The 15,696-nt window shown below is 40.9% G+C and carries 13 protein-coding genes; 3 read left to right on the top strand and 10 right to left on the bottom strand.

All coding sequences use genetic code 11. The features are described from left to right. Positions 1-103: 103 nt before the first annotated feature. The 9 genes from HMPREF1195_RS00360 to HMPREF1195_RS00320 form a co-directional block, all read right to left on the bottom strand. Positions 104-1,558: a glycoside hydrolase family 32 protein gene (locus HMPREF1195_RS00360; RefSeq protein WP_023917474.1), complete on the bottom strand. Its 1,455-nt coding sequence runs from the start codon at positions 1,556-1,558 to the stop codon at positions 104-106. A 9-nt stretch (positions 1,559-1,567) separates the two neighbouring features. Next, positions 1,568-2,413 carry a carbohydrate ABC transporter permease gene (locus tag HMPREF1195_RS00355; protein WP_023917473.1) on the bottom strand — a complete coding sequence of 282 codons (846 nt, stop codon included), beginning with the start codon at positions 2,411-2,413 and terminating at the stop codon, positions 1,568-1,570. A gap of 1 nt (position 2,414) precedes the next feature. Continuing rightward, a complete protein-coding gene (locus tag HMPREF1195_RS00350) occupies positions 2,415-3,317 on the bottom strand; it encodes a carbohydrate ABC transporter permease (protein WP_023917471.1) in 903 nt (300 codons plus the stop codon). 84 nt (positions 3,318-3,401) lie between these two features. After that, positions 3,402-4,715 (bottom strand): ABC transporter substrate-binding protein, encoded by a 1,314-nt coding sequence (locus tag HMPREF1195_RS00345; RefSeq protein WP_009732412.1) that lies wholly within the window; start codon positions 4,713-4,715, stop codon positions 3,402-3,404. Between the two features lie 131 nt (positions 4,716-4,846). Beyond that, entirely contained in the window at positions 4,847-5,842 is a 996-nt protein-coding gene (locus HMPREF1195_RS00340) for a LacI family DNA-binding transcriptional regulator (protein ID WP_023917469.1), read from the bottom strand. A 27-nt stretch (positions 5,843-5,869) separates the two neighbouring features. Then, the gene (locus tag HMPREF1195_RS00335; protein WP_023917468.1) at positions 5,870-6,748 is read right to left on the bottom strand and encodes an NAD(P)H-hydrate dehydratase; all 879 of its coding nucleotides are present in this window, start codon (positions 6,746-6,748) and stop codon (positions 5,870-5,872) included. A gap of 52 nt (positions 6,749-6,800) precedes the next feature. Then, positions 6,801-7,574: an HAD-IIB family hydrolase gene (locus HMPREF1195_RS00330; protein ID WP_023917466.1), complete on the bottom strand. Its 774-nt coding sequence runs from the start codon at positions 7,572-7,574 to the stop codon at positions 6,801-6,803. 13 nt (positions 7,575-7,587) lie between these two features. Then, positions 7,588-8,442, bottom strand: a complete 855-nt coding sequence (locus HMPREF1195_RS00325) for a bifunctional methylenetetrahydrofolate dehydrogenase/methenyltetrahydrofolate cyclohydrolase (RefSeq protein WP_037599252.1) — start codon at positions 8,440-8,442, stop codon at positions 7,588-7,590. Positions 8,443-8,607: 165 nt separating this feature from the next. Then, positions 8,608-8,838 (bottom strand): DUF1797 family protein, encoded by a 231-nt coding sequence (locus HMPREF1195_RS00320; protein WP_003005989.1) that lies wholly within the window; start codon positions 8,836-8,838, stop codon positions 8,608-8,610. Positions 8,839-9,087: 249 nt separating this feature from the next. Here HMPREF1195_RS00320 and HMPREF1195_RS00315 point away from each other — a divergent pair, with 249 nt between their 5' ends. From HMPREF1195_RS00315 to HMPREF1195_RS00305, 3 genes are all read left to right on the top strand, one after another. Then, positions 9,088-11,346, top strand: a complete 2,259-nt coding sequence (locus HMPREF1195_RS00315) for an ATP-dependent Clp protease ATP-binding subunit (RefSeq protein ID WP_023917463.1) — start codon at positions 9,088-9,090, stop codon at positions 11,344-11,346. A 264-nt stretch (positions 11,347-11,610) separates the two neighbouring features. Continuing rightward, a complete protein-coding gene (locus HMPREF1195_RS00310; RefSeq protein WP_023917461.1) occupies positions 11,611-12,060 on the top strand; it encodes an NUDIX hydrolase in 450 nt (149 codons plus the stop codon). Between the two features lie 67 nt (positions 12,061-12,127). Then, positions 12,128-12,430, top strand: coding sequence for a DUF1827 family protein (locus HMPREF1195_RS00305; RefSeq protein WP_003012157.1), 303 nt, complete (start codon positions 12,128-12,130; stop codon positions 12,428-12,430). A 242-nt stretch (positions 12,431-12,672) separates the two neighbouring features. Here the strand turns inward: HMPREF1195_RS00305 and ileS are convergent, their stop codons facing one another. Then, positions 12,673-15,465, bottom strand: coding sequence for an isoleucine--tRNA ligase (ileS, locus tag HMPREF1195_RS00300; RefSeq protein WP_023917459.1), 2,793 nt, complete (start codon positions 15,463-15,465; stop codon positions 12,673-12,675). Positions 15,466-15,696 lie beyond the last annotated feature (231 nt).

The following is a 15,696-nucleotide window of genomic DNA, read 5'->3' as shown; positions in this document are numbered from 1 at the left end:
CAATTCCTAAATTTTCTTCGATGAAACTCAAAACCTATTTAGGATACAACAAAAAGACAAGTCTCAGGACTTGTCTTTTCTTCTTTAGGAGATTTTTGTGTCCCTATTTTTGATAGGCTTTTACAACTAAATCGACCCCTTCATCTGCTTTGAAGGTATAGACAGGATTCTCAGTCGTTTCATAAAAGGTCATTGATAGAGTTTTACCATCCACGAATACTTCAATTGAGTTGGTATCTCGAAGAATCGAGAAATGATGATCCTTTTCACCATCCAACTGAATCCATCTTGATTGAATTTCTGGGCTTTCTTTTCCAGAAATGAGGTGTCCAAATTGATCTCGACTCAAGCTAAAGCGTTTATTGGAGGCATCGTAAATCAATTGCAAGGTACTATCAGCATCAGATTCATTCCCATAGCTTAGGATAAAGGAGCGACCTGATTTAGCACCTATCTCAAACAAGGTTTGTTTCCCTCTAGCTTGGATCGTGATTTGATTGCCCTTTGCAATGGTTTCTGGCGCATTCTCTACAAGGAAGTGATCTTTCACAGACTCAGGTAATTCCTGAACCAATCTTCCGTCTCTCAAACATAATTTTCTAGGAACCGTCATGCTTCCTGCCCAACCATGACCTAAGTCATGACTAGGGATGGAACGTTGCCACATTTGCATCCAAGCAACCATGTATCGTTCGCCATTTGGTCCTTGACAAGTTTGAGGAGCATAGAAGTCCAAGCCACCATCAATTTCATCATATGAATCGACAACAAACTGACCCGTTTCCCAATTCATGTCACCGATAAAGGCAACAGTCGAATTTAAATTCCAGTATTTTTCTTGCTGTCTTTCCATTTCAATGGGAGACAGAATCAAGACCCATTTACCATCTAAGAGGAAGAAATCCGGACATTCCCACATGATACCTTGCCCTTTTTCACCTTCCAGTAAGACTGATTTAAAGCTCCAGTCCTCTAGATTACTTGACGCAAACAAGAGAATTTGCCCTCGATCATCTACTGTTTTGGAAGCAACTACAGTATAATAGATTCCTTGGTATTCAAAGACTTTAGGATCACGAAAATCAGCAATATCTGCGATACCATCAATATGCTCCACATGAATCACTGGATTAGTAGGGATTTTTTCAAAGGTAATGCCATCCGTCGATACCGCAAGACACTGAGTTTCTTCGCGCTTTTCCTCATCGTCTACATGACCCGTATACAGCAAGTAGAGCTTGTCGTCTTTCACGATAGCACTACCCGAGAAGCAGCCATCCTTATCATAGCTTTCACTTGGCGCTAATGCTACTGGCAGTTCTTCCCAATGGAGAAGATCTTTTGATTTGGCATGCCCCCAATGCATGGGCCCCCAAACACTATCATAGGGATAGAATTGGTAAAACAAATGGTATTCTCCGCGGAAATAAACAAAGCCATTAGGATCGTTCATCCAGCCTATTGGAGGTAGTAAGTGAAAGGATCCTCTATATTGCTGGTCAACCTTCTCCCTGTTTTCATTAATATACTGATTTGCTTTTCGAATGCTTTCCTTCATCCTTATCACCTACTTAATACCTGTACCAGATCCACCTAAACCTTGAATAATATATTTTTGTGCTACGATATATACTAGAATAAGTGGAATTGTAGAAATTGTCAAAACAGCCATTACTTGATTGATATAAACTGGTTGAGTTGTATTAATGGTTGTAATCGCTACCTGCATTGAAAATTTTGAAGAATCTGTTAAAACCATCAACGGCCAGATATAATCATTCCAACTAGAAATAAAGGAAAGAACACCGACTGTGGCAACTGCTGGTTTCGACATCGGCAACATAATCTTGAAAAAGATTCGCAAGATACTTGCACCATCTATTTTTGCAGATTCGATAATTTCTTCTGGAATGGCAATAAAGAAGTTCCGGAAAAGATAGATATTAAAGACACTAGCTAATCCAGGGATAATAACCGCTAAACGATTATTGACTAAGCCAAGTGAATTAATAATTGTAAATTGAGGAATCAACACTGTTTCAATCGGAATGATTAACAATGCCAATAAAAAGCCAAATAGAATTTTTTTACCTGTAAAATTAATTTTTGCAAATGCAAATCCCGCTAAGGCATTTACTATAATAGACCCCAGTGCAAATGTTCCTGCATAAAAAATACTGTTCCCTAAGTATGTTAGAATACTAAAACGTGAAAGAACTTCTTGGTAAGGTTTAAACCAATCAGCTGGATTAAAACTAGGTAAGAAAGCTTTCCAACTTGTTAAATTCTTATACACATCTGCTTCTGGCTTCATTGCTGAAACCACCATCCAGATCATAGGAAATAGAAAGAGGCCTGCTAATAGAATTAATAAAATATATTCTAAAATAGAAGTCGGTTTTAAACGTTTCATCCTAATCGTCCTCCTTCAAAACTCGCCGTTGTACAAGACTGATCATACCAATCAATGTTGTAAATACTAAGGCAATAGAACTTGAATAACCAACGAGACGGTCTGTGAAACCTTGTTGGTAAATATAATATACCATTGTAATTGTTGAGTTTAGTGGTCCACCTTGAGTCATGACCATTGGTTGTACAATCAATTTAAATGCTGAAATCAATGTCGTCAAGAGTACAAATAAGGCAGTTGGTTTCAATAAAGGCATTGTGATGTATCTGAATTGAGCCCATTTTGAAAATCCATCCAACTCTGCTGCCTCATAAACATCTTGTGGAATATTTTGCATTCCTCCAAGGAATAACAACATTTGATAGCCTGCACCTTGCCATGCAGAAACAAATACAATTGCATACATGGCCTGTTTTGGACTTGTCAAGAATGGTTGTGAAGAAATACCAATTTTATTCAGTAGGGCATTGAGCAAACCATTATTTGGATTTAACAAGTATAGCCAAAGAATAGAGATAACCACGAGAGACATCACAACAGGAGCAAAGAATGCTACCTTAAAGAACATGTTTCCTTTACGTTTCTTATTTACGATTAAAGCCATACCAAGGGCTGCCCCAAGTTGTACTGGAATAATCCAAACAACAAATTTCAAGGTATTCAGGAAGCTTTTTATAAAGATCGGATCTTGTGCTAAGCGCATGAAATTTTGTAACCCTACAAATTTTCTGTCCTCTGGGGTCAATAGGTAATAATCTGTAAAGGCATAATAGATGACCATACCAACAGGTATCACCAAAAAGATAAAAAGTAATACTAAGGCTGGAGCTAAAAAGCTATAGCCCATAATATTTTCTTTAAGACGTTCTTTCTTTTTTGTTTCGACTTTCTTTGTTTCGCTCATTGTTCGTCTCCTAAGATGAAATCATTAAATAAAATAAGGTGGAAGGTACATTTCATAACTTTCCTTCCACCTTTTGAATATCAACTATTTATTTAAAGATTGGTCGATTGCTGTTTGCATTTCTTTCGTACGAGCATCTAATACTTTTTGTACATCTGGATTATCTTTATAATAGCTGATATCTTGCATCGCTTGTTGGAAAGCGCGTGAAACTTGTGGATAAGCTACTACAACAGGACGAGGATGGGCTGATACAGCATTTTGTTCCATCAAGAAGCGCAATGGTTCAGATACTTTATCCTTAATATTTTTAATTGTTGATTTTCTGATTGGAAGAACACTGTTCCCCAAGCTTATAATTTCACTAGATTCTGTATTTGTTGCAAACTTAACAAATTCAGCAGCAGCTTCTTTTTTATCAGATTTTGTTGTAACAGCTAATTGCCAACTACCTGAAGGTGAGACCAATTTCTTCGTTTTATCTGAAACTGGATAAGGAAGAATACCAAAATCAATATCTTTGTAATTTGTTTGTAGATCCCCAATCGTCCAAGACCCGCTTAGAACCATCGGATACTCACCTGTTTCAAATCCTTTTTCAACAGGACTAACTGTAGTGTAATCCTCTTTTACTAGATTTTGAATAAATTGAACAGCTTCAACACTTTCCTTACTATTGAAGTAACCTTCAGCTTTTGTTCCTTTAGAATTTACAACAGAACCACCATTTGACCAAATAAGAGGCATATAAGCATATGGTAACATCTCATCATTTGAATTCAAACGGAAATCGATTGCTGGTTTATTAAAATGATCTTTTAATTTCTTAGCAATAGCATTAAACTCAGACCATGTCCATGGTTTTTCAAGGGTTGGCAAACTCGCTTCATCAATCCCAGCTTCCTTAAACATCTTCTTGTTATAGTATACACCTACATTTGATTCAGAAAAACCAAACGCATAGAATTTACCATCATAAGTTCCCTGTTGTTTAATACTGTCCAGTACATCATCCATGTCATTGTCCTTTAGATAATCATCCAAGGGAGCAATCACTTTTGATTTTGCATAGGCAGCAGTATTTGGTCCATCTAGCGTAATAACATCTGGTAAACTATTTGTCGTAACAGCAGCGTTGACCTTATCTTCATATCCTCCACCGCTACCACTACGTGGAATATATTCTGTCACAACCTTATATTTGGTTTTCTTTGACTTGTTGAAATTATCAACAACTTGTTGCCAAGCTTTTCCCTCAGCTGTTTCATCTGAGAATTGAACCCAGACTTTTATTTCGTCCGAAGAACTTGCAGTTTTGGATTTTGATCCCCCACCACATCCTGCAAGCAATCCTAATGATAGTGCTGCAACTACAGATAACTTAATACCTTTACGCATAGCTTCCTCCTTTTTGAAACGTTTCATTTTTTATTAATTTTTTAACTCAAACTAAAATAGCTGAGTTTTTTTGAAACGTTTCATTTTATGACTAAATTATAACAGCGCTTTCATAATTTGTCAAGCACTTTTTATAATTTTTTTGTTGTGTTTCCTTCAAAAAAATGTACCGGTAAACTTATGACATTCTGGTCTATTTTTTCTTCACGAATTAATTTAAGCAATAGTTCAACTGCTGCTTGAGCCATCTGAGCTATTTGTTGAACAATTGTAGAAAGTAAGTAAGGTTGATCAAAAGCTGGTCTTAATCCATCAAAACCAATAATCTGATAATCTTCTATAGGAATTTTTCCCATATCCCCTAAAACTTTTATCACACGAAGGGCCATAAAATCATTTACTGTGAAAATCCCATCAATCTGAGGATGCTTTTCAAAAAAGGTTCTTATTTGCTCTTCTACTTGATTCAGTGGTTCCGGCATTTCAAGACAATAAAGGTTCGTATTTTTCTGTTTAGCCTCCGCTTTGAAACCTCTCCCCCGTTCCGTTGTTTCATTCAAATGTTTGTTCACACCACTAATGTAAGCTAGATTTTGACAATCGCGTTTGACTAATTCGCGACAAGCTAGTTGACCACCATGAAAATTTTCAGAAGTTACGTAATAGACATTTTCAGAAAAATGACGGTCAATACTGACAAAAGGTAAATTTGATGAGACATACTTATCAATATCTGAATAGGTGATCCCTATAATCCCATCTACTTTATTTTTCTCAAGTAATTTTATGTATTCTATCTCATTTTTAGAATCTTTATCCGCATTACAAATTAATAATTTATATTGATTTTTTAATAGTGCTTTTTCAACATGATAAGCAAATTCAGAAAAGAAAGGATGCCATATAGTTGGAATGAGTAAAGCAATAATATTACTACGATTCGTTTTTAATCCTCTCGCATATTCATCTGGGACATAAGAAAGTTTTTCAATTGCTTGTTGAACTTTTTTTAAGGTCACCTCTTTAATGCCTTTTTCATTATTGATGACACGAGAGACTGTCCCAACACTAACTCCAGCTTCTGCTGCAACATCTTTCATGGTAATCGATTTTTTTTGCTCATTCATTTTTTCACCTCCTTTTCTTAAATACTATCATGAAAACGTTTTATTTTCAACATTTTCGTTTAAATTGTCACTCCACTTCTTCATCCATTTGGGAATTTCTTTGCTAATGCTTGTCGGTAAAACCACATAAGACTCCTTGCTCAAGTCTTCAGCAATCGCTGAATGAAGGTAGGTCGCGACTGCCACGCGCTCATAGAGTCCAACCTGTGGAAATTGACCTGCAAACCCCGCAATCATCCCTGCCAAGGTATCTCCCATGCCACCTGTTGCTTGGTAGGGACCACCAACATCTAGCTGATAGCCCTCTTCCTTCCCACTTGTCCAAATTCGTGTGTGAGGCCCCTTTTCTACTATGACAGTCCCTTCAGGAAAGTTCTGTACTGCTCTTTGGCTCTTCTCTTCTGTCTGGCTTGCTAGATCAAGTCCCGATAGTTTTTCCCATTCTTTTTGATGAGGGGTAAAGACCAACTGAGCTTCTGGCAAGTCAAATTGAGAGGTTGCAAAAAGACTAATAGCACCTCCATCTAATATCAAGACCTGCTGCCTAGAGACCTGCTCAAAAATCATTTGTAAGACTCCTTGGTTTTCATTAGATTCCTTTAAGCCCGGCCCGACTAAAATCACGCTAGCTTTTTGCACTTGCTCACAAAGGAGTTCGTGATCCGCTAGATCAAAGCCCATAGCTTCAGGAAGATGGCTATGAAGGGCCGTCAGATTGTCAGGATCTGTTGCAACAGTGACCAAGCCCGCCCCACTATGAACCGTAGCGATCGCTGCCATAATGATGGCTCCCCCATAGGGATAGGTTCCTCCAATCAGGAGCAGACGACCAAAATCTCCCTTATATGACGTCATTGGGCGCTTCACAATGACGCGCTGGATCTCTTCTTTCCGAACTCTTCTCATACCTTCCTCATTTCTAGCGAAAAAGGAGAAGCCACGACTCCCCCTCCTTCTTTTATTTTCCTCTAAATTCTGCGAAGACTTGCAAGATTTTAGCAGCAACAGCTTGTGGATGATTTTGCTTGGCCACTAATTGATCATCAGCGTAAGGCCGAAGGGATGGAAAATCGCCAATCTGAACTGCATAAAGAGCTTTTTCAAAGAGCTCGATATCATTTTGATCATTGCCAAAAGCCACGAAATTCTCTCCACAGAGTTCTTCTACGGTTGTCGCTTTATGCGTGTCTGCTGGATTGAGATAGATGCATTTTTCATGCGCATGATAGCGGATATGGGCCTTATCTGTCTTTTCGATCCGCTCGATGATCTCATCCACGAGCTCCTCATGGCCACCCATATAGATCACGACCTTAATCGGATCTGTCAGCTCCTCTAATGAACGATACTGAGCTTTCTTGAGGGGATCTACATTAGCAACAAAAGGAATCTTTTCCAAAATCTGTCCGCTATAATCAAAGGTATCATCCACAAAAAATGGTAGATTGTAATGGCGGCAAAAGCCAAGGACTTCCCGATACACATCCTTGTCCAATTGGTCCTCATATACCAATTGCCCCTGACGATAGGCCAATCCACCATTTAAACCAATCACGAGTTGCTGACTCAATGGGTCCCCTAAAAGGCCCAAGCAGTCCCGGTAAGAACGTGCAGAAGCAAAGGCGACTTCATGGCCAAATTCTTCTGCTCTCAATAAGACCTGTTTGATTTCATCATCGATTGTGACACCATCGAATGACAGGGTTCCATCTAAATCAAATACAAACTTCATCTTGTTCACACTTTCATTTTTTTAAGGCACGAACAGCTGCTTCGTAGGTCTGCTCCATCAGCATGGTGACGGTCATAGGCCCAACCCCTCCTGGTACCGGAGTAATATGACTGGCCAAAGGTGCAACGGATTCAAAATCGACATCCCCACACAATTTGCCATTCTCATCGCGATTCATTCCGACGTCAATAACAACGGCGCCTTCTTTCACGAAGTCTGCTGTTACAAATTTGGCACGACCGATCGCAACAACCAAGATATCTGCTCTTCTAGCAATTTTAGGCAGATGATGGGTCCGGGAATGGGTCAAGGTTACCGTCGCATTTTTGGCGAGGAGCAACTGCGCCATGGGTTTTCCAACGATATTGGAACGACCAATCACGACTGCTCGCTTCCCTTCTAGATCAATCCCATACTCTTTGAACATCTCCATGATCCCAGCGGGAGTTGAAGGCACCATGAGAGGATTTCCAGCCCATAAGCGTCCCATATTCAATGGATGAAAACCATCCACATCTTTTGTCGGATCAATCGCTAAAAGGACTGCATCCGCATCGATATGCTTAGGCAGTGGCAACTGTACCAAAATCCCATGCCAAAGGGGATCTTGATTGTAGTGTTCGATCACTTCTAATAATTCAGCTTGGCTGATGCTTTCAGGAAGTCGTCTCACTTCACTCCGAAAGCCTGCCGCAATAGCAGAACGCTCTTTATTTCTTACATAGATTTTGCTAGCTGGATTATCTCCTACCACGATGACAACGAGGCCAGGCACAACTCCTGTCTCTTCTTTTAATCGTGCTGTTTTCTTCGCAATCTCACCCTGTAATTTTGTAGCGAGCGCCTTCCCATCAATGAGTGTCGTCATATCAATTCTCTTTCTAGTCAAGTAATGAAAATAGTCCTCTCTATTATAGCAGATTTCAACTCTCAAACCTAACTGTTCCTAATTAGAATTTCCTATAGACGAAAACTATAGCCAGATGGACAAAAAATGAGCTTGAGACCACCCCAAACTCATCCACACAGCTGCTTAGTAAAGCAATTCATAAATTTCCATTGCAATTAAATCAATGCTATCAAATGTATAGGTTTCACGCGCTTCAACATCACGAAGTGTAAAGGTTGAACCTTCTTCTTCATTGTGGTTGTAGGCTACTTCAGCGACAACAACACCGTCACGTTCAAAATTACGTTTCAAATTTCCACCGTCTTTTGTCATCGTCTCCAAACGGTTGATAATCCGTACTAAATGTGATTCCATTTTTTTTCTCCTCTTTACTTTCTACTCTCCTATTTTATCATAAAAGAGAAAGCTCTTCCAATAAAAATTCACATTTTTCCATTGATTTACTCTCTTCTTCACTCCTTAGTGACATTCCGTAGCAAATTCTTGCAAACTTCTAGAATACTGATATAATGAAACTATAAATCTTTGACTATTTTTGACCTTTTTTAAAATAGGCTCGTCTCTTGATGGAAAACCATCAAAAACCTACTGTGAGGTATGTATATGCTTTGTCAAAATTGTAAAATAAATGAATCAACCATCCATTTATATACAAATGTAAATGGACGTCAGCAGCAAGTAGACCTCTGTCAAAATTGCTATAAAATTATGAAAACAGACCCAAATAACAGCTTCTTGAAAGGCATGACCCAACGGAGCCAACTGACTGGAGATCCCTTCGAAGATTTCTTCAATAACCTTGGAAACTTCCAAAGTCCGCAAGAGCCTCAAACCCCTCCAACTCAATCCGGAGGCAGTTATGGAGGTGGTGGCTACGGCCAAAACAATAACCGTAGTGGCAGTCAAGACCCACGTCAAGCCCGTTCTCAAAAGCCTAAAGGACTGTTAGAAGAGTTCGGTATCAATGTCACAGAAATTGCCCGCAAAGGGGATATTGACCCTGTCATCGGCCGTGATGAAGAAATTATCCGTGTCATCGAAATTCTTAACCGTCGAACCAAGAACAATCCGGTTCTGATTGGAGAGCCTGGGGTCGGAAAAACAGCTGTTGTGGAAGGCCTGGCTCAAAAAATCGTCGATGGCGACGTTCCTCATAAATTACAAGGAAAAGAAGTCATCCGCCTAGACGTCGTCAGCCTCGTTCAAGGCACAGGTATTCGTGGTCAATTCGAAGAACGCATGCAAAAATTAATGGATGAAATTCGTCAACGTGAAGATGTGATTCTGTTCATCGACGAAATCCATGAAATTGTTGGCGCAGGATCTGCTGGCGAAGGCAATATGGACGCTGGAAATATCCTCAAACCAGCCTTGGCGCGCGGAGAACTCCAATTAGTTGGTGCTACTACCCTCAATGAATACCGCATCATTGAAAAAGATGCGGCCTTGGAACGTCGGATGCAACCCGTTAAGGTCGATGAGCCAACGGTTAAAGAAACCATCACTATCCTCAAGGGCATCCAGAAAAAATACGAAGACTACCACCACGTCCACTATACAGACGGGGCTATCGAAGCGGCAGCTATTCTGTCAAACCGCTACATCCAAGATCGCTTCCTGCCAGACAAGGCCATTGATTTGTTGGATGAAGCCGGGTCTAAAATGAACCTGACTCTGAACTTTGTGGATCCAAAAGTGATTGATCAGCGCTTGATTGAAGCTGAAAACCTCAAAGCTCAAGCAACCCGCGAAGAAGACTTTGAAAAAGCAGCCTACTTCCGTGACCAAATCGCGAAATACAAGGAAATGCAAGGTCAACATGTCACTGATCAGGAGACCCCTGTCATCAGTGAAAAAACGATTGAACACATCGTTGAACAAAAGACTAATATTCCTGTTGGCGATTTGAAAGAAAAAGAACAGTCTCAATTGATCAATCTGGCTTCTGATTTGAAAGCTCATGTAATCGGTCAAGATGATGCAGTAGATAAAATTGCAAAAGCCATTCGACGCAATCGTGTCGGCCTAGGATCGCCTAACCGTCCGATCGGAAGCTTCCTCTTTGTCGGACCAACTGGTGTCGGAAAGACCGAGTTGTCTAAACAATTAGCGATCGAGCTCTTTGGCTCTGCAGACAATATGATCCGCTTTGATATGAGCGAATACATGGAAAAACATAGCGTAGCGAAACTAGTCGGAGCTCCTCCGGGCTATGTTGGCTACGATGAAGCTGGACAACTAACTGAAAAAGTCCGTCGCAATCCATACTCCCTCGTGTTGTTGGATGAAGTGGAAAAAGCCCATCCAGATGTCATGCACATGTTCTTGCAAGTCTTGGATGATGGCCGTTTGACAGATGGTCAAGGCCGTACCGTCAGCTTTAAAGATACCATTATCATCATGACCTCTAACGCTGGAACCGGCAAAGCTGAGGCCAATGTTGGTTTTGGAGCTGCTCGCGAAGGTCGGACCAACTCCGTACTTGGAGAACTCGGGAACTTCTTTAGCCCTGAATTCATGAACCGTTTTGATGGCATCATTGAATTCCAACCTCTATCAAAAGAAAACCTTCTTCAAATCGTTACCCTCATGCTCGATGAAGTCAATCAACGTCTCGCACAAAATGAGATTCATCTGGATGTGACAGAGAAGGTCAAAGAAAAATTGGTCGATCTGGGATACGATCCAAAAATGGGGGCCCGCCCACTCCGTCGTACCATCCAAGACCATATCGAAGATGCCATTACAGATTATTACCTAGAACATCCAAGTGAAAAACAACTCAAAGCAGTCATGACCAGCAATGGGAATATTAGCATCAAAGCTGTTCACAAAACGGCCGAAAAGAAGTCAGAAGCATAATCAGTAAATGTACATTCAGAGAGTGGGACAGAAATCGGTAATTCGTTAGAATTCGATTTCGTCGTCCCACCTCCGCACAGTTGAGTAGGGCTGTAAAAGCTGATGAAATCAGCGTAGTAGAGCCCACTCAACCACTGCGTCTTGCTCGACAATCCAAAAACAATTGAGAGGCTAGGACTTTTGTCCCAGCCTCTTTCTTTTTTCCCTCCAGATTTTTGCTAAAAAATATGATATAATGATGAAAAAATAAGAAAAGAGAAAACCATGACCATTCCAAGTTTTGGTGAAAAAAAACAAGATGTGACCTACGTCAATCGCTATGGTGTCTACGCTGTTATTCCCAATAAGGACAAGGATCAGATCATCCTCGTTCAAGCTCCTAATGGAGCCTGGTTCTTACCAGGTGGGGAAATCGAGGCAGGTGAAGATCACTTGCAAGCTCTGAAACGGGAACTGATCGAAGAATTAGGCTTTACTGCTATTTTAGGGCAATACTATGGCCAAGCAGATGAGTATTTCTATTCCAGTCATCGCGACACCTACTACTACAATCCCGCCTATATTTATGAAGTGCTAGGCTATACAGAAGCTCAAAAACCACTGGAAGATTTTAACAATCTTGCTTGGTTTCCTGTAGAAGAAGCTATTGAAAAACTCAAACGTGGCAGTCATAAATGGGGCATTGAACAGTGGAAAAATACCCACAAAAGATAAAGGAATTCTTTCACAAAAAATAAAAAAGTGCTATAATAAATGAAGATAGAGGTTAGGAGGAACTCATATGAAGCTCATTAATACCACAAATAGTCATGCTGCACTGGTCAAAAGCCAACTTGCTAGCACTGACGCCTTGCTTGTTGAGGTTTATTCCGCGGGCAATACAGACGTTGTTTTTACACAAGCCCCAACACACTATGAATTGTTGATCAGCAACAAACACCGAGCTATTCGTGAAACTGAAGTAGAAAAAATTCGTGAGTTCTTTTTAAAACGTAAGATTGATCTTCAAATTATTGACCAATCCGCTATTAAAACCCTCTACTCCGATAAACTAATTGAAATTTCCTTTCCAATTACAAAGTAAGGCCAATTTGCCTTACTTTTTTTATTTCCTTGATACATGAATCTATACACCATTCTAGCCATTAAAAAGAGGCTGGGACAAAAGTCCTAGCCTCTCAATTATTTTTGGATTGTCGAGCAAGACGCAGTGGTTGAGTGGGCTCTACTACGCTGATTTCATCAGCTTTTACAGCCCGCGGAGGTGGGACGACGAAATCGAATTCAAACGAATTACCGATTTCTGTCCTACTCTCTTAATGGCTTTTATTTAGCTTCAAATCCTTCTGCGACTGCGTCCGCAAAGTTCTCTTCGACGATGCTTACACAGTGATCACAGATGGTTGCGTGGTAGTGGCGTTCAGCCGTTGTTGGATCGATGCGACGGCAACGGTCACAAACTTCACCAGCGGCACGTTCAACTGTGAAGGCTACATCTTCAAAGGTCACTGCACCTTCTGGAGCTGGTCCTTCTTCGATGGTCAACTCGGAAACAATCAAGAGTTGAGCAACATTGCTATCAACAGCTCCAAGAAGTGTTTTCACAACTTCATTTGGATAAACAGTCAAATGAGCTTCAAGTGATTTACCAATCACTTTCTCATTCCGCGCTTCTTCCAAGGCTTTTTGAGCTTGTCCACGGAAGTCCATGAAGGCTGACCATGTATCTAAGATTTCTTCTTGGTTGGCAAAAGTCTGAGCTTCTGGTAATTCTGATAATTGAACGAAGTCTTCTGCCTCAAACTCAAGATATGACCAGATTTCTTCAGCAGTGTGAGGAAGGATTGGTGTCAAAAGCTTAGTGATTTTCACCAAAATATCATAGAAGACTGTTTGCATTTGACGGCGTTCGAGGGATTTAGCTCCTTCGATGTAAACAACATCCTTGGCAAAATCAAGGTAGAAGGCTGACAAATCAACGTTGATAAAGTTCACTAGCGCCTTGTAGATCGTCAAGAACTCAAAGTTTTCATAAGCGTCACGGATGGTCTTAACAAGCTGGTTAAAGCGAATCGTCATGTACTTGTCCACTGAACGAAGCTCATCATAAGCAACTGCATCCTCAGCTGGGTTAAAGTCTGAAGTATTGGCAATCAAGAAACGAAGAGTATTCCGGATCTTACGGTAAGTCTCAGACACTTGGCTCAAGATATCCATTGAGATACGCACGTCATTGCTTGAATCTACACTGGTTACCCAGAGACGCAAGATTTCGGCACCAAATTGCTTTTCAACATCACTTGGAGCAATGGTATTTCCAAGAGATTTAGACATCTTCTCACCTTTCCCATCCAAAGCGAAACCTTGAGACAAGATTTGTTTGTATGGTGCGACACCATGGTTCGCCACAGAAGTGATAAGAGATGAGTTGAACCAACCACGGTATTGGTCTGAACCTTCTAGGTAGAGATCCGCTGGATAAGTCAACTCAGGACGGTTAACCACAACCCCATTCCATGATGAACCTGAGTCAAACCAGACGTCCATGATATCTGTTTCTTTTGTAAATTCGCCATTTGGTGAACCCGGATGCGTAAATCCTTCTGGCAAGAGGTCTTTCGCTTCACGCTGCCACCAGATGATCGAACCATGTTCTTCAAAGAGTTGCGCTACATGTTCGATGGTTTCAGCCGTCATGATTGGTGTTCCATCTTCTGCATAGAAGATTGGAAGAGGCACACCCCAGGCACGTTGACGAGAGATCACCCAGTCACCACGGTCACGAATCATGTTGTAAAGACGCACTTTCCCCCATTCTGAGTGGAATTTCACTTTTTCAATTTCGTCCAAGATATCTTGACGGAATTTTGATACAGAAGCGAACCATTGTGGAACTGCACGCCAGATGATTGGTTTTTTCGTCCGCCAGTCAAATGGGTAGGAGTGAGAGATTTCTTCTTGAGCAAGGAGCAAATCACCAAGTTTTTCGATGACAGTTGGAACAACCTTGTCATAGAACTGACCTGCAAAGTCAGGTCCAGCATTCTCCATCATGATTCCACGTTCGTTAACAGTAACAGCAACTTCGAGGCCATTGGCAATCCCTACATTGTAGTCATCCTCACCAAAACCAGGAGCGGTATGGACGATACCAGTACCTGAATCAAGGGTTACATGCTCACCAAGGATCACCAATTCATCAACTTCAGGATCCCATGGGTGTTCTGTAACGATATGGTTCAATTCTTTCCCTTGGTAAGTCGCAAGAACTTCAGCATTTTCCCAACCAAATTTTTCAGAAAGGCTTGGCAAGAGTTCAGAGGCTACGACGTACTTGCGGTCAGATCCAGCAGGCTTCACTACGACATAATCAAACTCTGCACCTACCGTCAATCCACGAGAAGCTGTAACAGTAAATGGAGTTGTTGTCCAGACAACGATGTAGGTATCTGTATCTAGGACACCCTTACCATCTTTAACTTTGTTAGCATAGTAAAGAGACGTTGATACCAAATCATGGTATTCAATCTCTGCTTCAGCAAGAGCTGATTCAGAAGACCAAGACCAGTAAACTGGCTTAGCCCCACGGTAGATATAACCTTTATTGGCCATTTCGCCAAAGACGCGGATTTGCGCCGCTTCATAGTCAGGCGTTAAGGTCACATAAGGATGATCCCAATCACCTGAAACACCCAAGCGTTTGAAGTCTTCGCGTTGTTTATCTACTTGAGAAAGAGCGTATTCACGGCAGAGTTTCAAATACTCAACCAAGTCCATTTCTTTGCGTTTCACACCTTGTTTAGCCAAGACTTGCTCAATTGGCAAACCATGGGTATCCCAACCTGGAATATAAGGGGCGTAAAATCCTGACATAGATTTGGAACGAACAATGATATCTTTTGAGATCTTGTTCATGGCATGTCCCACGTGAATATTTCCGTTGGCATACGGAGGGCCATCATGAAGTGTAAAATGCGGTTTCCCTTCATTCAACTCTTGACGGCGTTGATACAATTTTGCATCTTCCCATTCTTTTTGCCAAACAGGTTCTTTCGTTGGAAGCCCAGCCCGCATTGGAAAAGCTGTTTTTCCAAGATTCAATGTTTCTTTGAGTTTCATTGTGTCTCCTTATTGATTTAAAAGCTATAAAAAAACACGAGCATCCTAAAAAGGACGATTGCTCGTGGTACCACCTTTGTTCGAGAAGTCGCAAGCGACCTTCTCCTCTCATCCCGTAACGAGGGAAACGTCCGTTCTTACTCAAGGGTTCAGAACGAATACTGTAAAAGGATCATCCATTAAGAGGGAGTGCAGACCTTCCACCATCATCTGCTCGCTAGACCTATCATT

This window comes from Streptococcus parasanguinis CC87K (genome assembly GCF_000507765.1).
In the GTDB taxonomy this organism is placed as follows: Bacteria; Bacillota; Bacilli; order Lactobacillales; family Streptococcaceae; genus Streptococcus; species Streptococcus parasanguinis_J.
The sequence above is the reverse complement of the archived record's forward strand: the minus strand, read 5'-3'. Positions and strand labels throughout refer to the sequence as shown.

Coding starts and splice junctions, on each gene's coding strand:
- HMPREF1195_RS00360 (WP_023917474.1), bottom strand. CDS start 1,558: ATGAAGGAAAGCATTCGAAAAGCAAATCAGTATATTAATGAAAACAGG.
- HMPREF1195_RS00355 (WP_023917473.1), bottom strand. CDS start 2,413: ATGAAACGTTTAAAACCGACTTCTATTTTAGAATATATTTTATTAATT.
- HMPREF1195_RS00350 (WP_023917471.1), bottom strand. CDS start 3,317: ATGAGCGAAACAAAGAAAGTCGAAACAAAAAAGAAAGAACGTCTTAAA.
- HMPREF1195_RS00345 (WP_009732412.1), bottom strand. CDS start 4,715: ATGCGTAAAGGTATTAAGTTATCTGTAGTTGCAGCACTATCATTAGGA.
- HMPREF1195_RS00340 (WP_023917469.1), bottom strand. CDS start 5,842: ATGAATGAGCAAAAAAAATCGATTACCATGAAAGATGTTGCAGCAGAA.
- HMPREF1195_RS00335 (WP_023917468.1), bottom strand. CDS start 6,748: ATGAGAAGAGTTCGGAAAGAAGAGATCCAGCGCGTCATTGTGAAGCGC.
- HMPREF1195_RS00330 (WP_023917466.1), bottom strand. CDS start 7,574: ATGAAGTTTGTATTTGATTTAGATGGAACCCTGTCATTCGATGGTGTC.
- HMPREF1195_RS00325 (WP_037599252.1), bottom strand. CDS start 8,442: ATGACGACACTCATTGATGGGAAGGCGCTCGCTACAAAATTACAGGGT.
- HMPREF1195_RS00320 (WP_003005989.1), bottom strand. CDS start 8,838: ATGGAATCACATTTAGTACGGATTATCAACCGTTTGGAGACGATGACA.
- HMPREF1195_RS00315 (WP_023917463.1), top strand. CDS start 9,088: ATGCTTTGTCAAAATTGTAAAATAAATGAATCAACCATCCATTTATAT.
- HMPREF1195_RS00310 (WP_023917461.1), top strand. CDS start 11,611: ATGACCATTCCAAGTTTTGGTGAAAAAAAACAAGATGTGACCTACGTC.
- HMPREF1195_RS00305 (WP_003012157.1), top strand. CDS start 12,128: ATGAAGCTCATTAATACCACAAATAGTCATGCTGCACTGGTCAAAAGC.
- ileS (WP_023917459.1), bottom strand. CDS start 15,465: ATGAAACTCAAAGAAACATTGAATCTTGGAAAAACAGCTTTTCCAATG.